Source organism: Guyparkeria sp. SCN-R1 (genome assembly GCF_003932495.1).
In the GTDB taxonomy this organism is placed as follows: domain Bacteria; phylum Pseudomonadota; class Gammaproteobacteria; order Halothiobacillales; family Halothiobacillaceae; genus Guyparkeria.
This window is the reverse complement of record NZ_QZMT01000001.1, coordinates 40,597-58,101: the sequence shown is the minus strand read 5'-3', so window position 1 is coordinate 58,101 and position 17,505 is coordinate 40,597. Positions and strand designations below refer to the sequence as shown.

Here is a 17,505-nt window from a genome sequence, read left to right as displayed (position 1 = left end):
CAACTACACCACCTCGGCGAGATCGCCATTCCGTTCCAGCCACGCGCGGCGGTCGGCGGCGCGCTTCTTGGCGAGCAGCATGTCGAACACCTCGATGGTGTCGTCACCCTCCACCTTCAGCTGGACCAGGCGGCGAGTGGCCGGGGCGAGCGTCGATTCGCGCAGCTGGATCGGGTTCATCTCGCCAAGGCCCTTGAAGCGGGTGACCTGGATCTTGCCGCGGCGCTTTTCCGCCTCGATGCGATCGATGATGCCGTCACGCTCGTGCTCGTCGAGCGCGTAGAAGGTCTCCTTGCCGATATCGACGCGATACAGCGGCGGCATGGCGACGAAGACGTGTCCGGCATCCACCAGCGCGGGGAAATGCCTGAGGAACAGCGCCGAAAGCAGGGTCGCGATGTGCAGGCCGTCGGAATCGGCATCGGCGAGGATGCAGACCTTGCCGTAGCGCAGCTTGGACAGATCGTTCGAACCGGGCTCGAGCCCCAGGGCCACGGCGATGTCGTGCACTTCCTGGCTGGCGAGCACCTGGGCCGGATCGGTCTCCCAAGTGTTCAGGATCTTGCCACGCAACGGCATGATCGCCTGGAAGTCGCGCTCGCGGGCCTGCTTGGCCGAGCCGCCGGCCGAATCGCCCTCCACCAGGAACAGCTCGGTGCGCGAGAGATCGGTCGAGGAGCAGTCGGCCAGCTTGCCCGGCAGTGCCGGACCGCTGGTCACGCGCTTACGGGCGACCTTCTTCTCGCTCTTGATGCGATTCTGCGCCGATTCGATCGCGATCTGCGCGATCTTCTCGCCCATGTCCGCGTGCTGGTTGAGGTAGAGCGAGAGCGCATCCTTGACCACGCCGCTGATGAACGTGGCCGACTCGCGCGAGGACAGACGCTCCTTGGTCTGGCCGGCGAACTGCGGGTCGTGCAGCTTGGCCGAGAGCACGAAGCGCACCCGGTCGAAGACGTCCTCGGGCGACAGGCGCACACCGCGAGGCAGCAGGTTGCGGAACTCGCAGAATTCGCGGATCGCCTCGGTCAGCCCCTGGCGCAACCCATTGACGTGCGTGCCGCCCTGCAGGGTCGGGATCAGGTTGACGTAACTCTCGGTCAGGCCCTCGCCCGGCTCGGTGGCCCAGACCAGCGCCCAGGCGACCTCCTGGGCCCGCCCGCCGTCCGGGGCCTTCATGTGACCGACAAAGGCCTCCGGCGGCAGCACCTCCTGGTCACGGACGCTCTCGAGCAGGTAGTCGCGCAGGCCGTCGGCGTAGCACCAGTCCTCGCGCTCGCCGCTGGCCGCGTCGGTCAGGCTGACCTTGAGCCCCGGGCAGAGCACGGCCTTGGCGCGCAGCACATGGCGCAGCCGGGCCATGTTCATCCGCGGCTGGTCGAAGTAACTGGTGTCCGGCCAGAAGGTGAGTGTCGTGCCAGTGTTGCGCTTGCCGACGGTGTCGATCACCTCCAGCGGGCGGGTCAGCTCGCCATGGGCGAACTCGATCCGGTGTAGCTTGCCATCGCGCTTGATGTCGACCACCAGCCGGTTCGACAGGGCATTGACCACCGACACGCCCACCCCGTGCAGGCCGCCGGAGAACTGGTAGGACTTGTCGGAGAACTTGCCGCCGGCGTGCAGCCGCGTGAGGATCAGCTCCACGCCGGAGATACCGTGCTCGGGGTGCACGTCCACGGGCATGCCGCGGCCGTCGTCGGAAACGGACAGCGCGCCATCTTCGTGCACCATCACGTCGATCGAGCTGGCGTAGCCACTGATCGCCTCGTCGACGCTGTTGTCGATCACCTCCTGGGCGAGGTGATTCGGCCGTGTGGTGTCGGTGTACATGCCCGGGCGTTTTCTCACCGGGTCGAGACCGGTGAGCACCTCGATCGAGCCGGCGTTGTATTCGGATCGTTCAGCCATAATCAACCGTGCATTCCCTGGGTGGTCGACGCCATGGCGGCCTGGGTGGCCGCCGACGTGCTGCCACGGACCGCCCATCGCGGCCCGCGGCATGAGGGTTCAAAGTGTACACGCCCGCCCGGGACCTGACACCGCCGCCGTGGCCGATCCCGGCCCCCAAAAGGCGCTCGTCCGCTGTGGAACGGTGATTCCCTTTACCAAGGACGAAACCGAATCGGCAGGATGCCGGCCCGAAGGGCGAGGTCCAGGGACGGACCTCGCGACGCAGCAGATGCCCGGCTCAAGGCTCGCAGAGCGGTATGGCATTCGTGCAGACCTTCCCTTGAAAACCCGCCCGGCCATCACCATGTCAGGGCGCAGTCGAACCAACACCCACGAGGATCACCCGACCATGAGCGAAAGCGCGCACGTCTTTTCCGTCACGGCCCAGACATTCCACGAGCAGGTGGTGGAAGCGTCCCGGGAAACCCCCGTGCTGGTGGACTTCTGGGCGGAATGGTGCGGCCCCTGTCGTCAGCTGATGCCACTGCTTTCGCAGATCGTCGAGGACATGGACGGCCAGGTGAAACTGGCCAAGGTCGACACCGAGGCCGAACAGGAGCTTGCCCAGCAGTTCGGCGTGCGCAGCCTGCCGACCGTGATGCTGTTCGTCGGCGGTCGGCCGGTCGACCAGTTCCAGGGCGCGCTGCCCGAGGGACAGATTCGCGAGTTCATCGGTCGGCACGTGCTCTCGGAGATCGACAAGCTGCGCCGGGAGGCCCAGCAGGTGCGTGCCGCCGGCGCCACCGAACAGGCCATGGACCTGCTCAGGCAGGCCAACCAGCAGGAACCGGGGAACGTCGAGGTGCTGCTGGACATCGCCGACCTGATCGCCGAGCAGGGTGACCTCGACCAGGCCTGGCAGATCCTCGAGTCCCTGCCCGCGGACACGGCGATGCGCGACGACGTGAAGGAATTCAAGGCCCGCATCGGCATGGCGCGCGCCGCCCAGTCCGGTCCGCCCGAGGACGAATTGCGCGCTCGCATCGAGAGTGACCCGACGGACTGCGAGGCGCGTGAGGCGCTCGCCGCCAAGCTCGCCATCCGCAACGACATCGAGGGAGCCCTGGAGCAGAACTACCAGATCATGCTGCGCGATCGGTCGTACAACGAGGACGCCGGTCGACGCGGGTTGATCGACCTGTTCGAGATGCTCGGCGACAGCCACCCGCTCACCCGCCAGTACCGCCGCAAGATGTTCGGGCTGCTGCACTAAAAGTAGTGGAAGCCAGGCCGACCGATGGTAACCGATGGCCACGGGGGCCGCGCCTGACGGCGAGCTTGCCCAGCACCTAGATGTAGGAGCGGCTTCAGCCGCGATGCGCAATGGTGCCCGCGTGTGGCATCGCGGCTGAAGCCGCTCCTACGGGATACGCGGCGCGCAAGGTGGCCGGCGGATTTCCACGATCCCCGCCGTCCGTTTTCTTCCAGCTTTGGGCTGTCGTCTCCAAGCTCCGGCCGACAGGCCGTGCCCCTGCTAAGGTCCGTCCATGCGCGCCCATCACCACCATGACGTCAGCGCTGCCGCAGGAAGGGCCCTGGGGATCGGCATCGTCCTCAACCTCGGCTTCGTCGTCATCGAAGCGATCGCCGGCGTCCTGGGGCAATCCATGGCCCTGCTGGCCGACGCGGCCCACAACCTCGGCGACGTGCTGGGGCTCTTGCTTGCCTGGGGCGCCAATCGCCTGGGTCGGCGGATCGCCTCCCGCCAGTTCAGTTACGGGCTGGGCAGCAGCACGTTGCTCGCCGCGCTGATCAACGGGGTGACACTGGCGCTGGTCTCGCTGTGGATCCTATGGGAGGCAGGCATGCGGCTGGTGGATCCACCCGCCGTGCACGGGCTGCTCGTCATCGGGGTGGCGCTCGCCGGCGTCGTGGTCAACACCGCGACCGCCTGGCTGCTCCTTTCGGGCCAGAAACACGACCTCAACCTGCGCGGCGCCTTCCTGCACATGGCCGCCGACGCGGCCGTGTCAGTGGCCGTCGCGATCTCCGGCCTGATCGTGCTGCTCACCGGGTTTGCACTGATCGACCCGCTGCTAAGCATCCTCGTCAGCCTGGTCATCCTGGTCCCGGCGGTCGGCCTGATCCGCCGTTCACTGCAATTGGTGCTGCATGGCGTGCCCGAGGAAGTCGACCTCGCCGAGGTCGAGCGACACCTCGCCACCCTGCCCGGCGTGACCGATCACCACCATTTGCACGTCTGGGCGCTGTCCACCCGCGAGACCGCGTTGAGTGTTCACCTGGTCATGCCCGAACCGCCCGACGACAGCGATGCGTTCCTGCACAAACTTCAGTTAGACCTGCGACAACGCTTCGGCATCCAGCACGCCACGGTGCAGATCGAGCGGGGCAGTTGCCCCTGTCCGATCGACGCCTAGGGAAACTCTGCACGATTCGATGGCATCTCTGGCTCGCGGGTTTGTTCGCAATCGAGGCGCCGGACCGAAGGCGGGCTCATTGCCCGTCGAGGGACGGCAACGACGAGTGCGGGCAAACCCGCAAGCCCCGTCCGGGCGGGCCTCCAAGGGCCCATCTGCGGCGTTGCAGCCCTTGTAAAGGGGATGGCCCTTCACGGCGGACTGCGCCTTGCAACTGGACCCTTGGAGGTCCCGCAGAGACGTCATCGAATCGTGCAGAGTTTCCCTAGCGCAGCTGAAGGCGGTCGAAGAAGGCCTCCAGCGCCTCGCGCGCGCACTCGGCATCCTTGTCGCCGCCTGGCGCGCCACTGATGCCCAGCGCGCCGATGGTCGAGCCGGCCGACTCGATCGCCACCGCCCCGTCGAGCACGAGAATGCCGTCGACGTGGTTCATCTCCATGCGGATGTCTTCGCGGTTGGCGCGAAAGGCCCCCGAATCGATCCCGGCCAGGATCACCGCACGTGCCTTGTCGGTGGCGATCTGGCGGGTAAAGCGCGGCGCATGGGTCGCGCGCATCATCACCTGCGGGTCGCCGGACGGATCGACCACCACCGCGGTGACCGCGTAGCCCCGTCGGGTGCAGGCGGCGACCGCCTCCTCCGCGATATCCGCCGCCAGCCCCATGCCGATCCGGTCGCTCGTGACCACGTCCCCCGCGCCATCCGCATGCTCCTGGGCCTGCACACAGGCCGCAGCCAGCATGAGAACCGGCATCAACGCTCGACCAATGGACACTCCCCTCATGGCAAAACCTCCGCTATGGTTGGGAATAACACATGGATTTCAGCATAGCCGTCCGGCGCAAACTCGGAGTGACCATGGACGATCCCGATCCGACCGACCTCTCAGAAGACGCCCGCGAGGCCCTGCTCGCGCTGCGCGAGATCGCGCCATTCGACCGCATCGACCCCGGCATCCTGGCCCGCTCGATGCGCGAGGGGCGCATTCGTCGACTTGAGCATGGCGAGGTATTGCTGGAGCCCCGCATGGGGCCACCCGAGACATTCTTCGTGCTGCTTTCCGGGCGCGTGGACGGTCTGGTCGAGGGCTCCGACGGGCAGCCGGTCTGGTCGCTGAGCCGGGGCGACAGCTTTCCGCTGGGCGCGCTGATGGAGGGCCGTCCGGTCAGCACCCGCCAGCAGGTCGCCGAACCGGGCAAGGCGGTCACGCTGCCGATCAATGCCTTCGAGCAGCTCCGGCGCGAAAGCGAGGCCTTTGACGACTTCTGCACCCGGCGCATCGGGCACCTGCTCACCCGCGGCCCGGTGGCCGAGGAAATCGACGACGGGGCCGGCCCTTCCGGCGCGCTGCTCGATCCGGCCACGCCGATCCGCGCCCGGATGGAGTCACGCACGCTGAAACTCGACGGCGACACCACGCTCGCCCGTGCGGCCCGCGCGCTGGAAGCCCACGGCGGCGAGGCGATCCTGGTCAATCTCGCCGACGGCTTTGGCATCGCCACGCTTCGGGACCTCGCCTTCCGCGGGTTGACCCGCCCGGCCGACACCACGCTCGCCGAGATCGCCACACGCGACCCGGTCGGCATCGATGCCGATACCTCGCTGCTCGAGGCGGCCGTCACGCTGGCTGAACACGGCTTTCATCACCTGCTGGTCACCGAGCGGGGCCGCGATGAACCGCTAGGCGTGCTCGACGAGGGCGCGCTCTATCGCGTCAATGCAATGACGCCGGGCCTGCTGCATCAGCGCATCGGCCGTGCACGTGACATCGAGGCGCTGGCCGGCATTCGCCACGAGGTGCCCGGCATCGTCGGCGCGCTGCTCGAATCCGGCTCGGGGTTCGCCCCAATTAGCCGGATCGTGTCCGGCATCAACGATGCGATCACCCGACGCGTGATCGGGCTGACGTTCGAGGATGCCCCCCTGCCCGCGGAGCTGGAATGGTGCTGGCTCACCTTCGGCAGCGAGGCGCGCTCGGAGCAGACCCTGGCCACCGACCAGGACAACGGTCTGGTCTTCGGCGGATCAATCGATCCCCACGCGGCTCGCGATCACCTGTTGCCGTTGGCCCGCCGGGTCAACGAGGCCCTCGACCAGCTGGGCTACCCGCTGTGTCCGGGCAACATCATGGCCGGCAATCCGGACCTGTGTCTGTCAGTCGATGAGTGGGACAAACGCTTTCGCGACTGGATCGACCAAGGCACGCCCGAGCACCTGCTTAAGGCCAGCATCTTCTTCGACGCGCGCGGACTGGCCGGTAGCGAATCGTTGTTCGAGCAATGGGCGAACGCCTGGCGCGAGCCGGCCAAGAAGAATAGCCGCTTCCGGCGACAACTTGCCGCCAACGCCCTGCGCAATCAGCCGCCACTGACCCTGTTCGGCGGCTTTCGCACCCGTTCTCGTGGCGGTCAGCGCGGCATCGACATCAAGCTCGACGGCGCCACGCCGTTCGTCGACGCCGCTCGTATCGAGGCGCTGGCCCAGGGCTCGGCGGCCACGCGCACCGACCAGCGACTGGCGCTGGTTCCCGAACGAGCCCTGCCGGCCGAGGATCTGACCGCGGCCTACGACTTCATCCAGCGACTGCGAATGCGCCACCAATACGCACAGATCCAGCGTGGCGAGTCGCCGGACAATCTGATCGATCCGGACCGGCTCGACGGGCTCACTCAGCGATTGCTCAAGGAGTCCTTTCGCATCGCCCGCAAGCTCCAGCAGCATCTGGCCATCGCCTATCAACTCTGATGATGGGCGCTCAGTAAACGAAGGTTCCCTTTCCCCCCACGGTTCCAGTAGGCTTACCGTGCTCCGGGGTCCGGGCGTGGTGGGTGCGTGATACCCGCCAGGCCCCGACCTCGGCGGGCGGGGAACCTCTGCACGAATGCCATGCCGCTCTGGCTTGGCGAATCGTGCGTGATCAAGGCGCGATGTCGCCGGCGTGCCGGCGGCCTCGACAAGGCATCGCAACGCGGAGCACGGGCGACTCGCCAAGCCCCGCAGGGCGCGTCTTGAGCCGAGCACCTGCCGCGTTGCCGTCCTTGACAAGGGGACATCCTTGCGCGGCGGACGGTCGCCTTGCATCTGCCCGGCTCAAGGCGCGCAGAGCGGTATGGCATTCGTGCAGAGGTTCCCAGGGAAGACATAAAACGTTCGGACTCAACCGAAACTCGAGGAGCCACTTATGGAGCAACGTTCCAACCGCGCCGATTACTGGCGCGCCAACCTGAAGGTACTTTTCGGCTGTCTGGTCGTCTGGTTCCTGGTGTCCTACGTATTCGGCATTCTGCTGGTCGATACGCTCAACCAGATCTCGCTGGGCGGCTACCCGCTGGGCTTCTGGTTCGCGCAGCAAGGCTCGATCTTCACCTTCGTGGTGCTGATCTTCTTCTACGCCTGGCGCATGAACGCCATCGACAAGAAATTCGGCGTCGCCGAAGACTGATAACGCAGGAGCCCAAGACACATGGAACTTCAGACCCTGATCTACCTGGTGGTTGGCGCCACCTTCTTGCTTTACTTCGTCCTCGCGATCGTCGCCCGAGCGGGCACCACCAGCGAGTTCTACGTAGCAGGCAAGGGAATCAACCCCGTCCTCAACGGCATGGCAACCGCCGCCGACTGGATGTCCGCCGCCTCGTTCATCTCGATGGCCGGCCTGATCGCCTTCAACGGCTACTCGGCCTCCGCCTACCTGATGGGCTGGACCGGCGGCTACGTGCTGCTGGCGATGCTGCTCGCGCCGTACCTGCGCAAGTTCGGCAAGTTCACGGTGCCAGAATTCATCGGTGACCGCTTCTACTCGAACACCGCACGCGTCATCGCCGTCATCGCCCTGCTGGTCATCTCGCTGACCTACGTCATCGGCCAGATGAAGGGTGTCGGCGTGGCCTTCTCGCGCTTTCTCGAGACGTCGGTCGAAGTCGGCCTGTTCGCTGGCATGGGCATCGTGTTCGTCTACGCGGTACTTGGCGGCATGAAGGGGATCACCTACACGCAAATCGCGCAGTACGTGATCATGATTTTCGCCTACACCGTTCCGGCGATCTTCATCTCCCTGCAGCTGACTGGCCACTTCCTGCCGCAGACCGGCACTGGTGCCATGCTGACCGACGGCTCGAACCAGTACCTGCTGCAGAAGCTGGACCTGGTCCTGGTCGACCTTGGCTTTGCCGAGTACACCGGTACGCCGGACCTGATGAATACCTTCCTGCTCACGTTGGCACTGATGATCGGTACCGCCGGTCTGCCGCACGTGCTGGTGCGATTCTTCACCGTACCGCGTGTCCGTGACGCCCGGAAGTCGGCTGGCTGGACCCTGCTGTTCATCGCCATCCTGTACACCACCGCCCCGGCCGTCGGCGCCATGGCGATGTGGAACACCCTCAAGACCGTGCAGGACACCGACCAGATTGGCGCACCGGAGGGCAACCTGCTCTACGCCGAGCGTCCGGAGTGGATGAAGAGCTGGGAAACCACCGGCCTGCTGTCCTGGGAAGACAAGAACGGCGATGGCCGCATCCAGTACTACAACGACAACAACGAAGACTTCGCGGCCATGGCCGAGGAAGAGTACGGCTGGGAAGGCAGCGAGCTGACCGTCGACCGCGACATCATGGTGCTGGCCAACCCGGAAATCGCCAATCTGCCCAACTGGGTCATCGCGCTGATCGCCGCCGGTGGTATCGCCGCCGCACTGTCGACCGCCGCGGGCCTGCTGCTGGCAATCTCCTCGGCGATCTCGCACGATCTTCTCAAGGGCGTGTTCATGCCGAACATCTCCGAGAAGAACGAGCTGATGGCCGGTCGGATCTCGATGACCGTCGCGATCATCATCGCCGGCTACCTGGGCCTCAACCCGCCGGGCTTCGCCGCCCAGGTGGTGGCACTGGCCTTCGGTCTGGCCGCAAGCTCCCTGTTCCCGGCGCTGATGATGGGGATCTTCTCCAAGCGCATGAACAAGCAGGGCGCGATCGCGGGCATGCTGGCCGGTCTGTCCATCACCCTGCTGTACATCTTCTGGTACAAGGGCTGGTTCTTCATCCCGGACACCAACATGCTGCCGGATAACGCAGACAACTGGCTGTTCGGCATCAACCCGACCTCGTTCGGTGCCATCGGCGCGGCGATCAACTTCATCGTGGCGATCCTCGTCGCGAAGATGACGACCCCGCCGCCGCATGAGATCCAGGAACTGGTCGAGGACGTTCGCGTCCCGCGCGCTTCCTGATCCAAGAGCCTGCCGACCGGCCCAGCCGGTCGGCCCCAAACGACAAAACCCCGGGCGAGGCCCGGGGTTTTTTTGTGTCTGCCCGCTTCGTGAAGTGAGCGAGGAAGGTCAGCGCCCGCCGGCAATCACCCAGCCGGTAATCCCGGCGAACATCAGTATCACGCCTGCCGGGGCGAGCATCAGCAGATTCATGAACTGAAGCTTGTCCTCCTCACTGGTGAACACGATCGGCCCGAGCCCGCCGACCACGCCCACCGTCGAGAGGATGGCGCCGATCACCAACATGGCCTTAGACACCCGGGCGAAGCCGGGCTGACGCGAGGGCGCCTCGAAACGGTAGGGATCACCAATGCCCGGCTCGAACTCGTCGTCCGGGTGGTCGGTTGGTTTCTTCTCGGAAGGATCGGTCATCGTGGCACCCTGGTGCAGCGTTATGGAATTTCCACGCTGAGACATTGGCGATTCGCGCAGAGCCTCATCTGGAGAGGGAAATCCTAGCAGGGGCGGACCAATGCACCGAACCCCGGCGGGCCACCACGGCCTTTTTGCTAGACTCACCCATCATATTGCCCCGGCCGGACCGACGGAAAGAATATCGACCCGGTCGTGGACGCGAATCTCTCGTTAACCGCCCATCAGACACGAGGAAGAACACCGTGCTCGAATTCTCCGTAAAGAGTGGCGCCCCGGAAAAGCAACGTACCGCCTGCCTGATTGTCGGTGTCTTCGAATCCCGTCGGCTGACGGCAGCGGCGGAGACCATCGATCAGGTCAGTGACGGCTTTATCACCGCGATCACCCGACGTGGTGACATGGACGGGGAACTGGGTGACACCTTGCTGCTCCACGGCGTGCCCAATGTACAGGCCGACCGCGTCATGCTGGTCGGTCTGGGCAAGGAGCGCGAGCTAGACACCCGCGGGCTGGTCAAGGCGACCCGCGCCGCTGTCGAGGCATTGCATCACCGTGGCACGGCCGAATGCGTCAGCCACCTCTCCGAGATCGACGTGCGTGGCAGCAGCATGGACCAGGTACTGCGCCAGAGCATCGTTGCCATCGACGATGTCCTGTATCGCTTCGACGATCTCAAGACCGACCGGGATCTGGGCCCTCGCCGCCCGCTGCGCAAGGTGACCTTCATCCTGCCGACCCGCCGGGAGCTGATGGAGGCCGAGCGCTACGTGCGCGAAGCCACCGCCATCAGCAACGGCATGCGCATGGCCAAGAACCTCGCGAACATGCCGGGCAACCTGCTCACCCCCACTACGATGGCCGAGCACGCGCGCAAGATGACGGAGACTCATCTGCACCTGTCGGTCGAGGTGCTCGACGCCTCGCGCATGGAGTCCCTGGGGATGAACGCGCTGCTGGCGGTAGCCAAGGGGAGCAGCGAGCCGCCCAAGATGATCGTCATGGAACACATGGGGGCGGATGCCGACACCCCACCGATCGTGCTGGTCGGCAAGGGCGTCACCTTCGACACCGGCGGCATTTCGCTCAAGCCCGGCCCGGATATGGACCAGATGAAGTTCGACATGGGCGGTGCGGCGGCCACCATTGGCGTGATGTCCGCCGTGGCCGAGATGCAGCTGCCGATCAACGTGGTCGGCCTGGTTCCCACGGTGGAGAACATGCCCGGCAGCGCGGCCCTCAAGCCCGGTGATGTGATCCGCAGCATGTCCGGCCAGACCATCGAGGTACTCAACACCGACGCCGAGGGCCGGCTGATCCTCTGTGATGCCCTGACCTATGCCTCACGCTACAAACCGGCGGCCATCGTCGATATCGCCACCCTGACCGGGGCGTGCATCATCGCCCTCGGCCGCCATCCGAGCGGGCTGTTGTCCAACCACGACCCCTTGGCCAAGGAACTGCTCCGGGCCGGTGAGGCGGCCAACGACCGCGCCTGGCAATTGCCGCTGTGGGACGAGTACCAGGACCAACTCAAGAGCAATTTCGCCGACATGGCCAACATCGGCGGGCGCGAAGGCGGCAGCATCACGGCCGCAGCCTTCCTCTCACGCTTCGTCAAGGAACATCACTGGGCCCACCTCGACATCGCGGGCACGGCGTGGAAGGTCGGCGATGCCAAGGGTGCGACGGGTCGACCGGTCCCACTGTTGGCGGAATTCCTGATGCAGCGGGCCAGCCAGCAGCAGGAAGGAAACGGCGGCGGGGCCGCCTAACCCCGGGACCGCCCACCAGACGCAGAACGCCCCCGGCATGGACCAACCCATGACCGGGGGCGTTTCGTTTCCGCCCGACAAATCCCTGCTTCCGAGTCGACTCAGCCCTCGGCCGCGGCCCGGGCGAGATTGCGTCGGCGCTGCTGGCGCTTCTTTTCCGGCAGGTTGTCGAACAGGCGATCACGCAGGGCGATAAAGAATCGCTCCACGTCCGGGATGCTCACGCCCGGCACATCGATCTCGGCAAAGGTGCGCGCATAGAGCTTCTCGGCGCTGGTGCGAATCTCGTCGATCAACGGCAACGCACGCTCGGTCAGGCGGATAATCTTGCAGCGACGGTCCGTGCCGCACTGGACACGCTCGACCCACTCGTCACGTGACAACCGGTCGATCATCGCGACCAACGACGGCCCCTCGATACCCAGTTCTTCCGCCAGCTCCGACTGGATCAACCCCTCCGGGTACAGCGAGAGGATGGCCATGGTGCGCCACTTGGCCTGGCTCAGACCGTGATGGGCAAGCTCGTGATCAAGCAACTGGCGCCAGAGCTGATCGACACGGTGCAACAGCACCGGCACGCGATCCTCGGCACAGATGTCGAATTCCGTTTTCGTATCGGTCATGCGAAGCCCCTTGGTTACCTCGCCGATCTCGTTCAACCGGCAGCACCCCATATCTTGCCAGCCCCGCCGACTACCTCCAACTATTAGCCAGTTAACACATTGCCCCATACAGATACAAAAAGACCACCCGCTGCCAGATGGCAGGGGCGGCCAGAATGATCAGAATTTCACTGGATCAGGCGCGAGGCGTTGTCACTCGCCGAAAATCACGTCCGACGTCACCCCTTCGTTGGCGGCAAACTGCTTGAGCCGGCGCACTGCCTCGAGCTGAATCTGGCGCACGCGCTCACGGGTGCAACCCAGCAGGCTACCCACCTGCTCGAGGGTCGCCGGCTCGTGGCCGCGCAGGCCGTAGCGGCGCATCAGCACCTCGCGCTGCTTGCCCTCAAGCTTGTCGATCAAGCGATCGAGCAGTTGCATGACGCCGTCGTCCTGCAGCTCGTCTTCGGGCAGTTGGCTATTCTCGTCGGGCACCATGTCGAGCAGGGAAAACTCGCCATCACCCTTGAGGGGACTGTCGAACGAGGATTCCCGCTCGTTGTAGGACATCACCTTGAGGACGTCCTTGACCGGCTTGTCCAGATGTTCGGCGATCTGTTCGGGACGAACATCGCCGTTCTGGCTCTGTGAAATCTTGCGTGCGGCCCGGTTATAGGAATGCACTTCCTTGACCACGTGCACCGGCAGACGAACGGTGCGGGCCTGGTTCATCAGTGCCCGCTCGATCGTCTGGCGAATCCACCAGGTGGCATAGGTCGAAAAGCGGAAACCACGTTCGGGATCGAACTTCTCCACGGCTCGCATCAAACCGAGATTGCCTTCTTCGATCAGGTCGAGCAGGTCGAGGCCCCGATTGATATAGCGGCGAGCCAGTTTGATCACCAGCCGCAGGTTGCAGACGATCATCTTCTGACGGGCCCATTCCTCGCCGGCCTGGGCTCGGCGGGAAAAGTCGATTTCCTCGGCGGGGGTCAGCAGGCGCTCGGTTTCGACATCCTTGAGGTACAGGCGAACCGGATCCGGGGCCTCGGAGTCGGCCACGTTGAAATTGCGTGCGAACTCCGACGACCCAGCGGCACCGGCTTTGCGGGCCACACCAGGCGCGACCTCGGTTTCGGCCGGATTGGCGGCCAGCTCGTCCACCTTGGCGGGTTCGACCTGGGTAATGCTGTCGTGAACGATTGCCTGTGCCATGTCGTATCCCTCGCTTGATTGCGATTGTCGTTGAGTCAATCTGTGTACAACCTTTGCACAATCAATTGGAGCGATCAATCCCTAAGGAATCGAATAAAACAACATTTCAGTTTCGATATATTGAAACTTAAACCGAGGAAGCACCTTGCCCGGTCGTGCGCAAGCGCGCTTTGCACTGACGAATCAGCGCATATGTGTACAAGACGTGTACACCCCTCCCTCGATGATCAATCGCCGTCCCTGATGATTGCGACATGGGAATCGACAGGAAGTTTTCAAGCGCATGGGCCTTACCCACCGCGAATCCATAAAATCGACGAGCGGAAAGACAAAAAGACAAAAACGAGCGGGGAAGGCGAACGAGGGATGACCGCCTCGTATCGTGTGCTCCGGGCTTGAAGCGCCGATCGCGCGAGCACGTCGAGCGCAGTACGGCTCCTGAACGAGCCGTTATGGCAGGTAGCGCTCGGGATCGACCGGCTTGCCCTGGCGCCGAATCTGGAACAAGAGATGACCGCCCTGGTCCGGCTTGCGGTGATCGCGGGGCCCGACGCGGGCGATGGTCTGCCCACGGCGAACCTGCTGCCCTTCCGAGACGGCGAGGCTCTTGTTGTAGGCATAGGCCGAAAGCCATTCGGCGTTGTGCTTGACGATGACGAGGTTGCCGTAGCCCGGCAGACCATCGCCGGAATAGACCACCTTGCCGCCAGCGGCCGCCCGCACCGGGGTGTCGATGGAAGCAGCGAGGATCACGCCTTTCTGGGAGGCCGAGCCCTCGGGGAAACGGTGCAGCACTCGCCCCTCCAATGGCCACTTCCATTCCACTGGCGAGGCAGCCGGAGTAGCGCGACGCGACCGGGAGTCGGTGGAAGCGGTTTTCACCGGCGCACTGGTGGTTGGGGCCTTGCTTGCCCGCCCAGCGCTCGCCCCACCGCCCGGCGGGTTGAGCCGCAGACGCTGACCAATCTTCAGGTGACGCGGGTTGGAAATACCGTTCCAGCGAGCCAGCCGCTGCCAGTCCACGTCGTTGGCCACGGCGATCGAATAGAGGGTGTCTCCGCCCTTGACGTAATACACGGGCTGGCCACCCTCCCAGCTGCGGTAATCGGTGGGGGTGGCGCAGCCACTCAACCCAAACAGCCCGGACAGCAAGCAGACCACCAGCAGCCGGCGCGCGCGAGACGAGAGGAGAAGGGGCAGCGGGGTACGCATGGGCTACATCAGCTGCCAGACACCGATGGCAATCAGCAGCAGCGCGACGAACAGCCACCCCAGCCATTCGATATAACGGCGCAACGTCGGGGCAATGCGAGGCCCCGCCCAGGCCACCAGACCCGACACGAGAAAGAAGCGCGCACCGCGTCCAACGAACGAGGCGACCACGAAACCGAGCGGATTCATCGTCAACGCTCCGGCGGCAATGGTGAACACCTTGTAAGGAATCGGCGAAAAGCCGGCGACCAGCACCGCCCAGAAACCCCAGTCGGCGAACCAGTCGCGCGCCCGATCGAACCCCTCGGCGTAATGCGACTCAGTCAGCCACGGCTCGATCGCCTCGATCGCCCAGAACCCGATCAGGTAGCCCAGCACACCACCAAGCACGCTCCCCAATGTCGCGATCAACGCAAAGCCCCACCAGCAGCGCGGCCGAGCAAGCGCCATGGGCATGAGCATGACGTCAGGAGGAATCGGGAAAAATGAGGACTCGGCGAAGCTCAGTGCCCCGAGCAAGGCTGGCCCCCGGCGATGGGCCGACCAAGCCAGGACACGGTCATACAGCGGGCCGAACAGCCTCATGGGCACCTCATGCCGACAGGTTCACGCCGGGGGTCGTCACGCAAGGGACCCCGGCAAAAGTGGAACGAACGAGACCAGATCGTACCAGCGCGTCTGGTACTCGTTATCGGCCAATCGCGTAATCACCGTCAGCTTCTGTCCGCCACCCTGGGCCCCGACCGGGATCACCAGACGCCCGCCGACGGCGAGCTGCTCCTTGAGCTCCGGAGGCACGGCATCCGGGGCCGCCGTCACCACGATGGCCTCGAACGGCGCCTGCGACGGCCACCCCTTGAAACCATCGCGATGCATGTAGCGGATATTGAGCAACCCCAGCGCACGATGTCGGGCCTTGGCCTGGTCGAGGAACGCGCCGATGCGCTCGACGGTAAACACCGACTGGCACAACTGGCCCAGCACCGCCGCCTGGTAACCCGAACCGGTGCCGACCTCGAGCACGCGCGTCAGCCGGGACTCGCCGGCCATGACCAGCTCGGTCATGCGCGCGACGATGTAGGGCTGCGACAGCGTCTGACCCTGCCCGATTGGCAGCGAACAGTCCTCGTAGGAGCGTACGCTCTGCACCTCGTCGACAAAGGCCTCGCGCGGGACGGCAGCCATCGCATCGAGTACCGGCTGCGCACGAATCCCCTGCGACACCAACCGCTCGAGCATGGTCTGGAGCGCCCATTGGTAGTTCCTTCGGATCACAAACCGGCCCTCAGCTCAGCCATTGCTCGAGCGACGGCATCGCCTCGTGACGGGTCATGTCGAAGTGGATCGGCGTGACCGATACCCAACCGTCCGACAGGGCATGAAAGTCCGTGCCCTCGCCGGCATCCTCGGCCTCTCCGGCCGCGCCGATCCAGACGATCTCGCGCCCCCGCGGATCGGTATCCCTGACCAGCTGGCCGGAGGGGTGCCGGCGACCCAGACGCGTGGCGCGCACCCCGCCGATCTGATCGAGCGGCGCGTCCGGTACGTTGACGTTGAGCAGGGTGTACGCCGGCAGCGGGTGATTGCCAAGCCGACGAATCAGCCACTCGACCCAGTGCGCGGCCGAATCCAGATACTCCGGGGCGAACGACTGGCAGGAGGCCGCGATGGCGGGCAGACCCAGCGCCCGTCCTTCGCTGGCCGCGGCGACCGTGCCGGAATAGAGCACATCGTCACCCAGGTTGGCACCGTGATTGATGCCCGAGACCACCAGGTCGGGCATTTCGGGCAGCAACCCCTTGATGCCGAGGTGCACGCAGTCCGAGGGCGTGCCATCAATGACCCAAAGTCGCTCTTCGAGCTGGCGCGGACGCAGGGGGCGGGAGAGCGTCAAACTGTTCGACGCCCCGCTGCGATCGCGGTCCGGAGCGACGATCGTCACGGTGGCAAATCGGGCTAGGCGCTCGGCGAGTATGTTCAGCCCCGGGGAGAGATAACCGTCGTCGTTGCTCAGAAGAATATGCATGGATTGCTCGTTTCCGTTTCGTAAGCCACGCCCGAAAAGGGCGCGGCAGGTATGCCCGCAAGGATACCGTCTGCCGGTCGGCAATTCAGCCCGTCAGGGACGCCCTGTACGAATCGGCAATGGCACCGACCCTGAACGGAGCGCTATCATGCGCCCATGAATGACGAGTCACGCATCGACCCCGAGGATCGCGCGCTGTTTCTCGATGCCATCGGCCCGGTGGAGCCGGTCGAGGACGAGCGCGTCGAGCCCGAACGCCCGCGCGTCAGCGCCCGCCCCCGGCGGGACCCGGGTTTCGACGAAATGGTCGACGCGTTTGCCGTCAGCGATCTCGCGGACACCCCCGAGCAAGGCGAACAGGTGCAGTACGTCCGCCCCGGGGTGCAGAAAACCATCCTGCGCAAGCTCAAGCGCGGTGGTTACAGCGTTTCGGCGTCACTCGACCTGCACGGCCTGACCGTCGACCATGCCCGTAACGAGGTGGCCGCCTTCCTCCGCAGCGAGCGTGGCGAGATGCGCCGTTGCGTGCGCATCGTCCACGGCAAAGGCTATCGGTCCGCGGACGGCCAGCCGGTACTCAAGACCCTGCTCAATCGCTGGCTGCCCCAGCGCGATGACGTGGTCGCCTTCTGCTCGGCCCCACCGCACGACGGCGGCACCGGCGCGCTCTATGTGCTGCTGCGACGCCTTAGCCCGGGCGACTGAGACT

Annotated in this window: 16 protein-coding genes; 7 read left to right on the top strand and 9 right to left on the bottom strand. The window is 65.1% G+C overall.

The features are described from left to right. Window positions 1-3: 3 nt before the first annotated feature. Window positions 4-1,908, bottom strand: coding sequence for a DNA topoisomerase IV subunit B (gene parE / locus D5687_RS00275; protein ID WP_125197760.1), 1,905 nt, complete (start codon window positions 1,906-1,908; stop codon window positions 4-6). On the opposite strand from parE, the gene trxA reads away from it, so the two are divergent. Both trxA and D5687_RS00265 read left to right on the top strand, forming a co-directional pair. Then, window positions 1,829-3,163 carry a thioredoxin gene (gene trxA / locus D5687_RS11225; RefSeq protein ID WP_125197759.1) on the top strand — a complete coding sequence of 445 codons (1,335 nt, stop codon included), beginning with the start codon at window positions 1,829-1,831 and terminating at the stop codon, window positions 3,161-3,163. The genes parE and trxA overlap by 80 nt on opposite strands. A gap of 274 nt (window positions 3,164-3,437) precedes the next feature. Continuing rightward, window positions 3,438-4,328 carry a cation diffusion facilitator family transporter gene (locus D5687_RS00265; protein WP_125197758.1) on the top strand — a complete coding sequence of 297 codons (891 nt, stop codon included), beginning with the start codon at window positions 3,438-3,440 and terminating at the stop codon, window positions 4,326-4,328. Window positions 4,329-4,593: 265 nt separating this feature from the next. On the opposite strand, the gene D5687_RS00260 is transcribed toward D5687_RS00265, so the two are convergent. After that, complete coding sequence (locus tag D5687_RS00260) at window positions 4,594-5,070, bottom strand: heme-binding protein (RefSeq protein ID WP_370271286.1); 477 nt, start codon at window positions 5,068-5,070, stop codon at window positions 4,594-4,596. A 116-nt stretch (window positions 5,071-5,186) separates the two neighbouring features. On the opposite strand from D5687_RS00260, the gene D5687_RS00255 reads away from it, so the two are divergent. The 3 genes from D5687_RS00255 (at window position 5,187) to D5687_RS00245 (ending at window position 9,555) form a co-directional block, all read left to right on the top strand. Next, window positions 5,187-7,073, top strand: coding sequence for a DUF294 nucleotidyltransferase-like domain-containing protein (locus D5687_RS00255; RefSeq protein ID WP_158611693.1), 1,887 nt, complete (start codon window positions 5,187-5,189; stop codon window positions 7,071-7,073). A 436-nt stretch (window positions 7,074-7,509) separates the two neighbouring features. Next, window positions 7,510-7,770 (top strand): DUF4212 domain-containing protein, encoded by a 261-nt coding sequence (locus tag D5687_RS00250; protein WP_125197755.1) that lies wholly within the window; start codon window positions 7,510-7,512, stop codon window positions 7,768-7,770. Window positions 7,771-7,791: 21 nt separating this feature from the next. Beyond that, window positions 7,792-9,555, top strand: coding sequence for a sodium:solute symporter family protein (locus D5687_RS00245; protein WP_125197754.1), 1,764 nt, complete (start codon window positions 7,792-7,794; stop codon window positions 9,553-9,555). Between the two features lie 108 nt (window positions 9,556-9,663). Here the strand turns inward: D5687_RS00245 and D5687_RS00240 are convergent, their stop codons facing one another. Continuing rightward, window positions 9,664-9,966, bottom strand: coding sequence for a hypothetical protein (locus tag D5687_RS00240; protein WP_125197753.1), 303 nt, complete (start codon window positions 9,964-9,966; stop codon window positions 9,664-9,666). A 245-nt stretch (window positions 9,967-10,211) separates the two neighbouring features. On the opposite strand from D5687_RS00240, the gene D5687_RS00235 reads away from it, so the two are divergent. Beyond that, window positions 10,212-11,741 (top strand): leucyl aminopeptidase, encoded by a 1,530-nt coding sequence (locus D5687_RS00235; protein WP_125197752.1) that lies wholly within the window; start codon window positions 10,212-10,214, stop codon window positions 11,739-11,741. Between the two features lie 101 nt (window positions 11,742-11,842). Here the strand turns inward: D5687_RS00235 and D5687_RS00230 are convergent, their stop codons facing one another. The 6 genes from D5687_RS00230 to surE form a co-directional block, all read right to left on the bottom strand. Further along, the gene (locus tag D5687_RS00230; protein WP_158611692.1) at window positions 11,843-12,364 is read right to left on the bottom strand and encodes a MarR family winged helix-turn-helix transcriptional regulator; all 522 of its coding nucleotides are present in this window, start codon (window positions 12,362-12,364) and stop codon (window positions 11,843-11,845) included. A 192-nt stretch (window positions 12,365-12,556) separates the two neighbouring features. Continuing rightward, window positions 12,557-13,558 (bottom strand): RNA polymerase sigma factor RpoS, encoded by a 1,002-nt coding sequence (gene rpoS, locus D5687_RS00225; RefSeq protein WP_125197750.1) that lies wholly within the window; start codon window positions 13,556-13,558, stop codon window positions 12,557-12,559. Window positions 13,559-14,008: 450 nt separating this feature from the next. Then, complete coding sequence (locus D5687_RS00220; RefSeq protein WP_125197749.1) at window positions 14,009-14,770, bottom strand: peptidoglycan DD-metalloendopeptidase family protein; 762 nt, start codon at window positions 14,768-14,770, stop codon at window positions 14,009-14,011. Window positions 14,771-14,773: 3 nt separating this feature from the next. Further along, window positions 14,774-15,355 (bottom strand): YqaA family protein, encoded by a 582-nt coding sequence (locus tag D5687_RS00215; protein WP_125197748.1) that lies wholly within the window; start codon window positions 15,353-15,355, stop codon window positions 14,774-14,776. Window positions 15,356-15,391: 36 nt separating this feature from the next. Then, a complete protein-coding gene (locus tag D5687_RS00210; protein WP_370271282.1) occupies window positions 15,392-16,045 on the bottom strand; it encodes a protein-L-isoaspartate(D-aspartate) O-methyltransferase in 654 nt (217 codons plus the stop codon). Window positions 16,046-16,055: 10 nt separating this feature from the next. Next, window positions 16,056-16,796, bottom strand: coding sequence for a 5'/3'-nucleotidase SurE (gene surE, locus D5687_RS00205; RefSeq protein ID WP_125197747.1), 741 nt, complete (start codon window positions 16,794-16,796; stop codon window positions 16,056-16,058). A 156-nt stretch (window positions 16,797-16,952) separates the two neighbouring features. Here surE and D5687_RS00200 point away from each other — a divergent pair, with 156 nt between their 5' ends. Next, complete coding sequence (locus D5687_RS00200; RefSeq protein WP_125197746.1) at window positions 16,953-17,501, top strand: Smr/MutS family protein; 549 nt, start codon at window positions 16,953-16,955, stop codon at window positions 17,499-17,501. Window positions 17,502-17,505 lie beyond the last annotated feature (4 nt).

Coding starts and splice junctions, on each gene's coding strand:
- D5687_RS00250 (WP_125197755.1), top strand. CDS start 7,510: ATGGAGCAACGTTCCAACCGCGCCGATTACTGGCGCGCCAACCTGAAG.
- D5687_RS00220 (WP_125197749.1), bottom strand. CDS start 14,770: ATGCGTACCCCGCTGCCCCTTCTCCTCTCGTCTCGCGCGCGCCGGCTG.
- surE (WP_125197747.1), bottom strand. CDS start 16,796: ATGCATATTCTTCTGAGCAACGACGACGGTTATCTCTCCCCGGGGCTG.
- D5687_RS00240 (WP_125197753.1), bottom strand. CDS start 9,966: ATGACCGATCCTTCCGAGAAGAAACCAACCGACCACCCGGACGACGAG.
- D5687_RS00230 (WP_158611692.1), bottom strand. CDS start 12,364: ATGACCGATACGAAAACGGAATTCGACATCTGTGCCGAGGATCGCGTG.
- rpoS (WP_125197750.1), bottom strand. CDS start 13,558: ATGGCACAGGCAATCGTTCACGACAGCATTACCCAGGTCGAACCCGCC.
- D5687_RS00245 (WP_125197754.1), top strand. CDS start 7,792: ATGGAACTTCAGACCCTGATCTACCTGGTGGTTGGCGCCACCTTCTTG.
- D5687_RS00200 (WP_125197746.1), top strand. CDS start 16,953: ATGAATGACGAGTCACGCATCGACCCCGAGGATCGCGCGCTGTTTCTC.
- parE (WP_125197760.1), bottom strand. CDS start 1,908: ATGGCTGAACGATCCGAATACAACGCCGGCTCGATCGAGGTGCTCACC.
- D5687_RS00255 (WP_158611693.1), top strand. CDS start 5,187: ATGGACGATCCCGATCCGACCGACCTCTCAGAAGACGCCCGCGAGGCC.
- D5687_RS00215 (WP_125197748.1), bottom strand. CDS start 15,355: ATGAGGCTGTTCGGCCCGCTGTATGACCGTGTCCTGGCTTGGTCGGCC.
- D5687_RS00265 (WP_125197758.1), top strand. CDS start 3,438: ATGCGCGCCCATCACCACCATGACGTCAGCGCTGCCGCAGGAAGGGCC.
- D5687_RS00260 (WP_370271286.1), bottom strand. CDS start 5,070: ATGCTGGCTGCGGCCTGTGTGCAGGCCCAGGAGCATGCGGATGGCGCG.
- trxA (WP_125197759.1), top strand. CDS start 1,829: ATGCCCGGGCGTTTTCTCACCGGGTCGAGACCGGTGAGCACCTCGATC.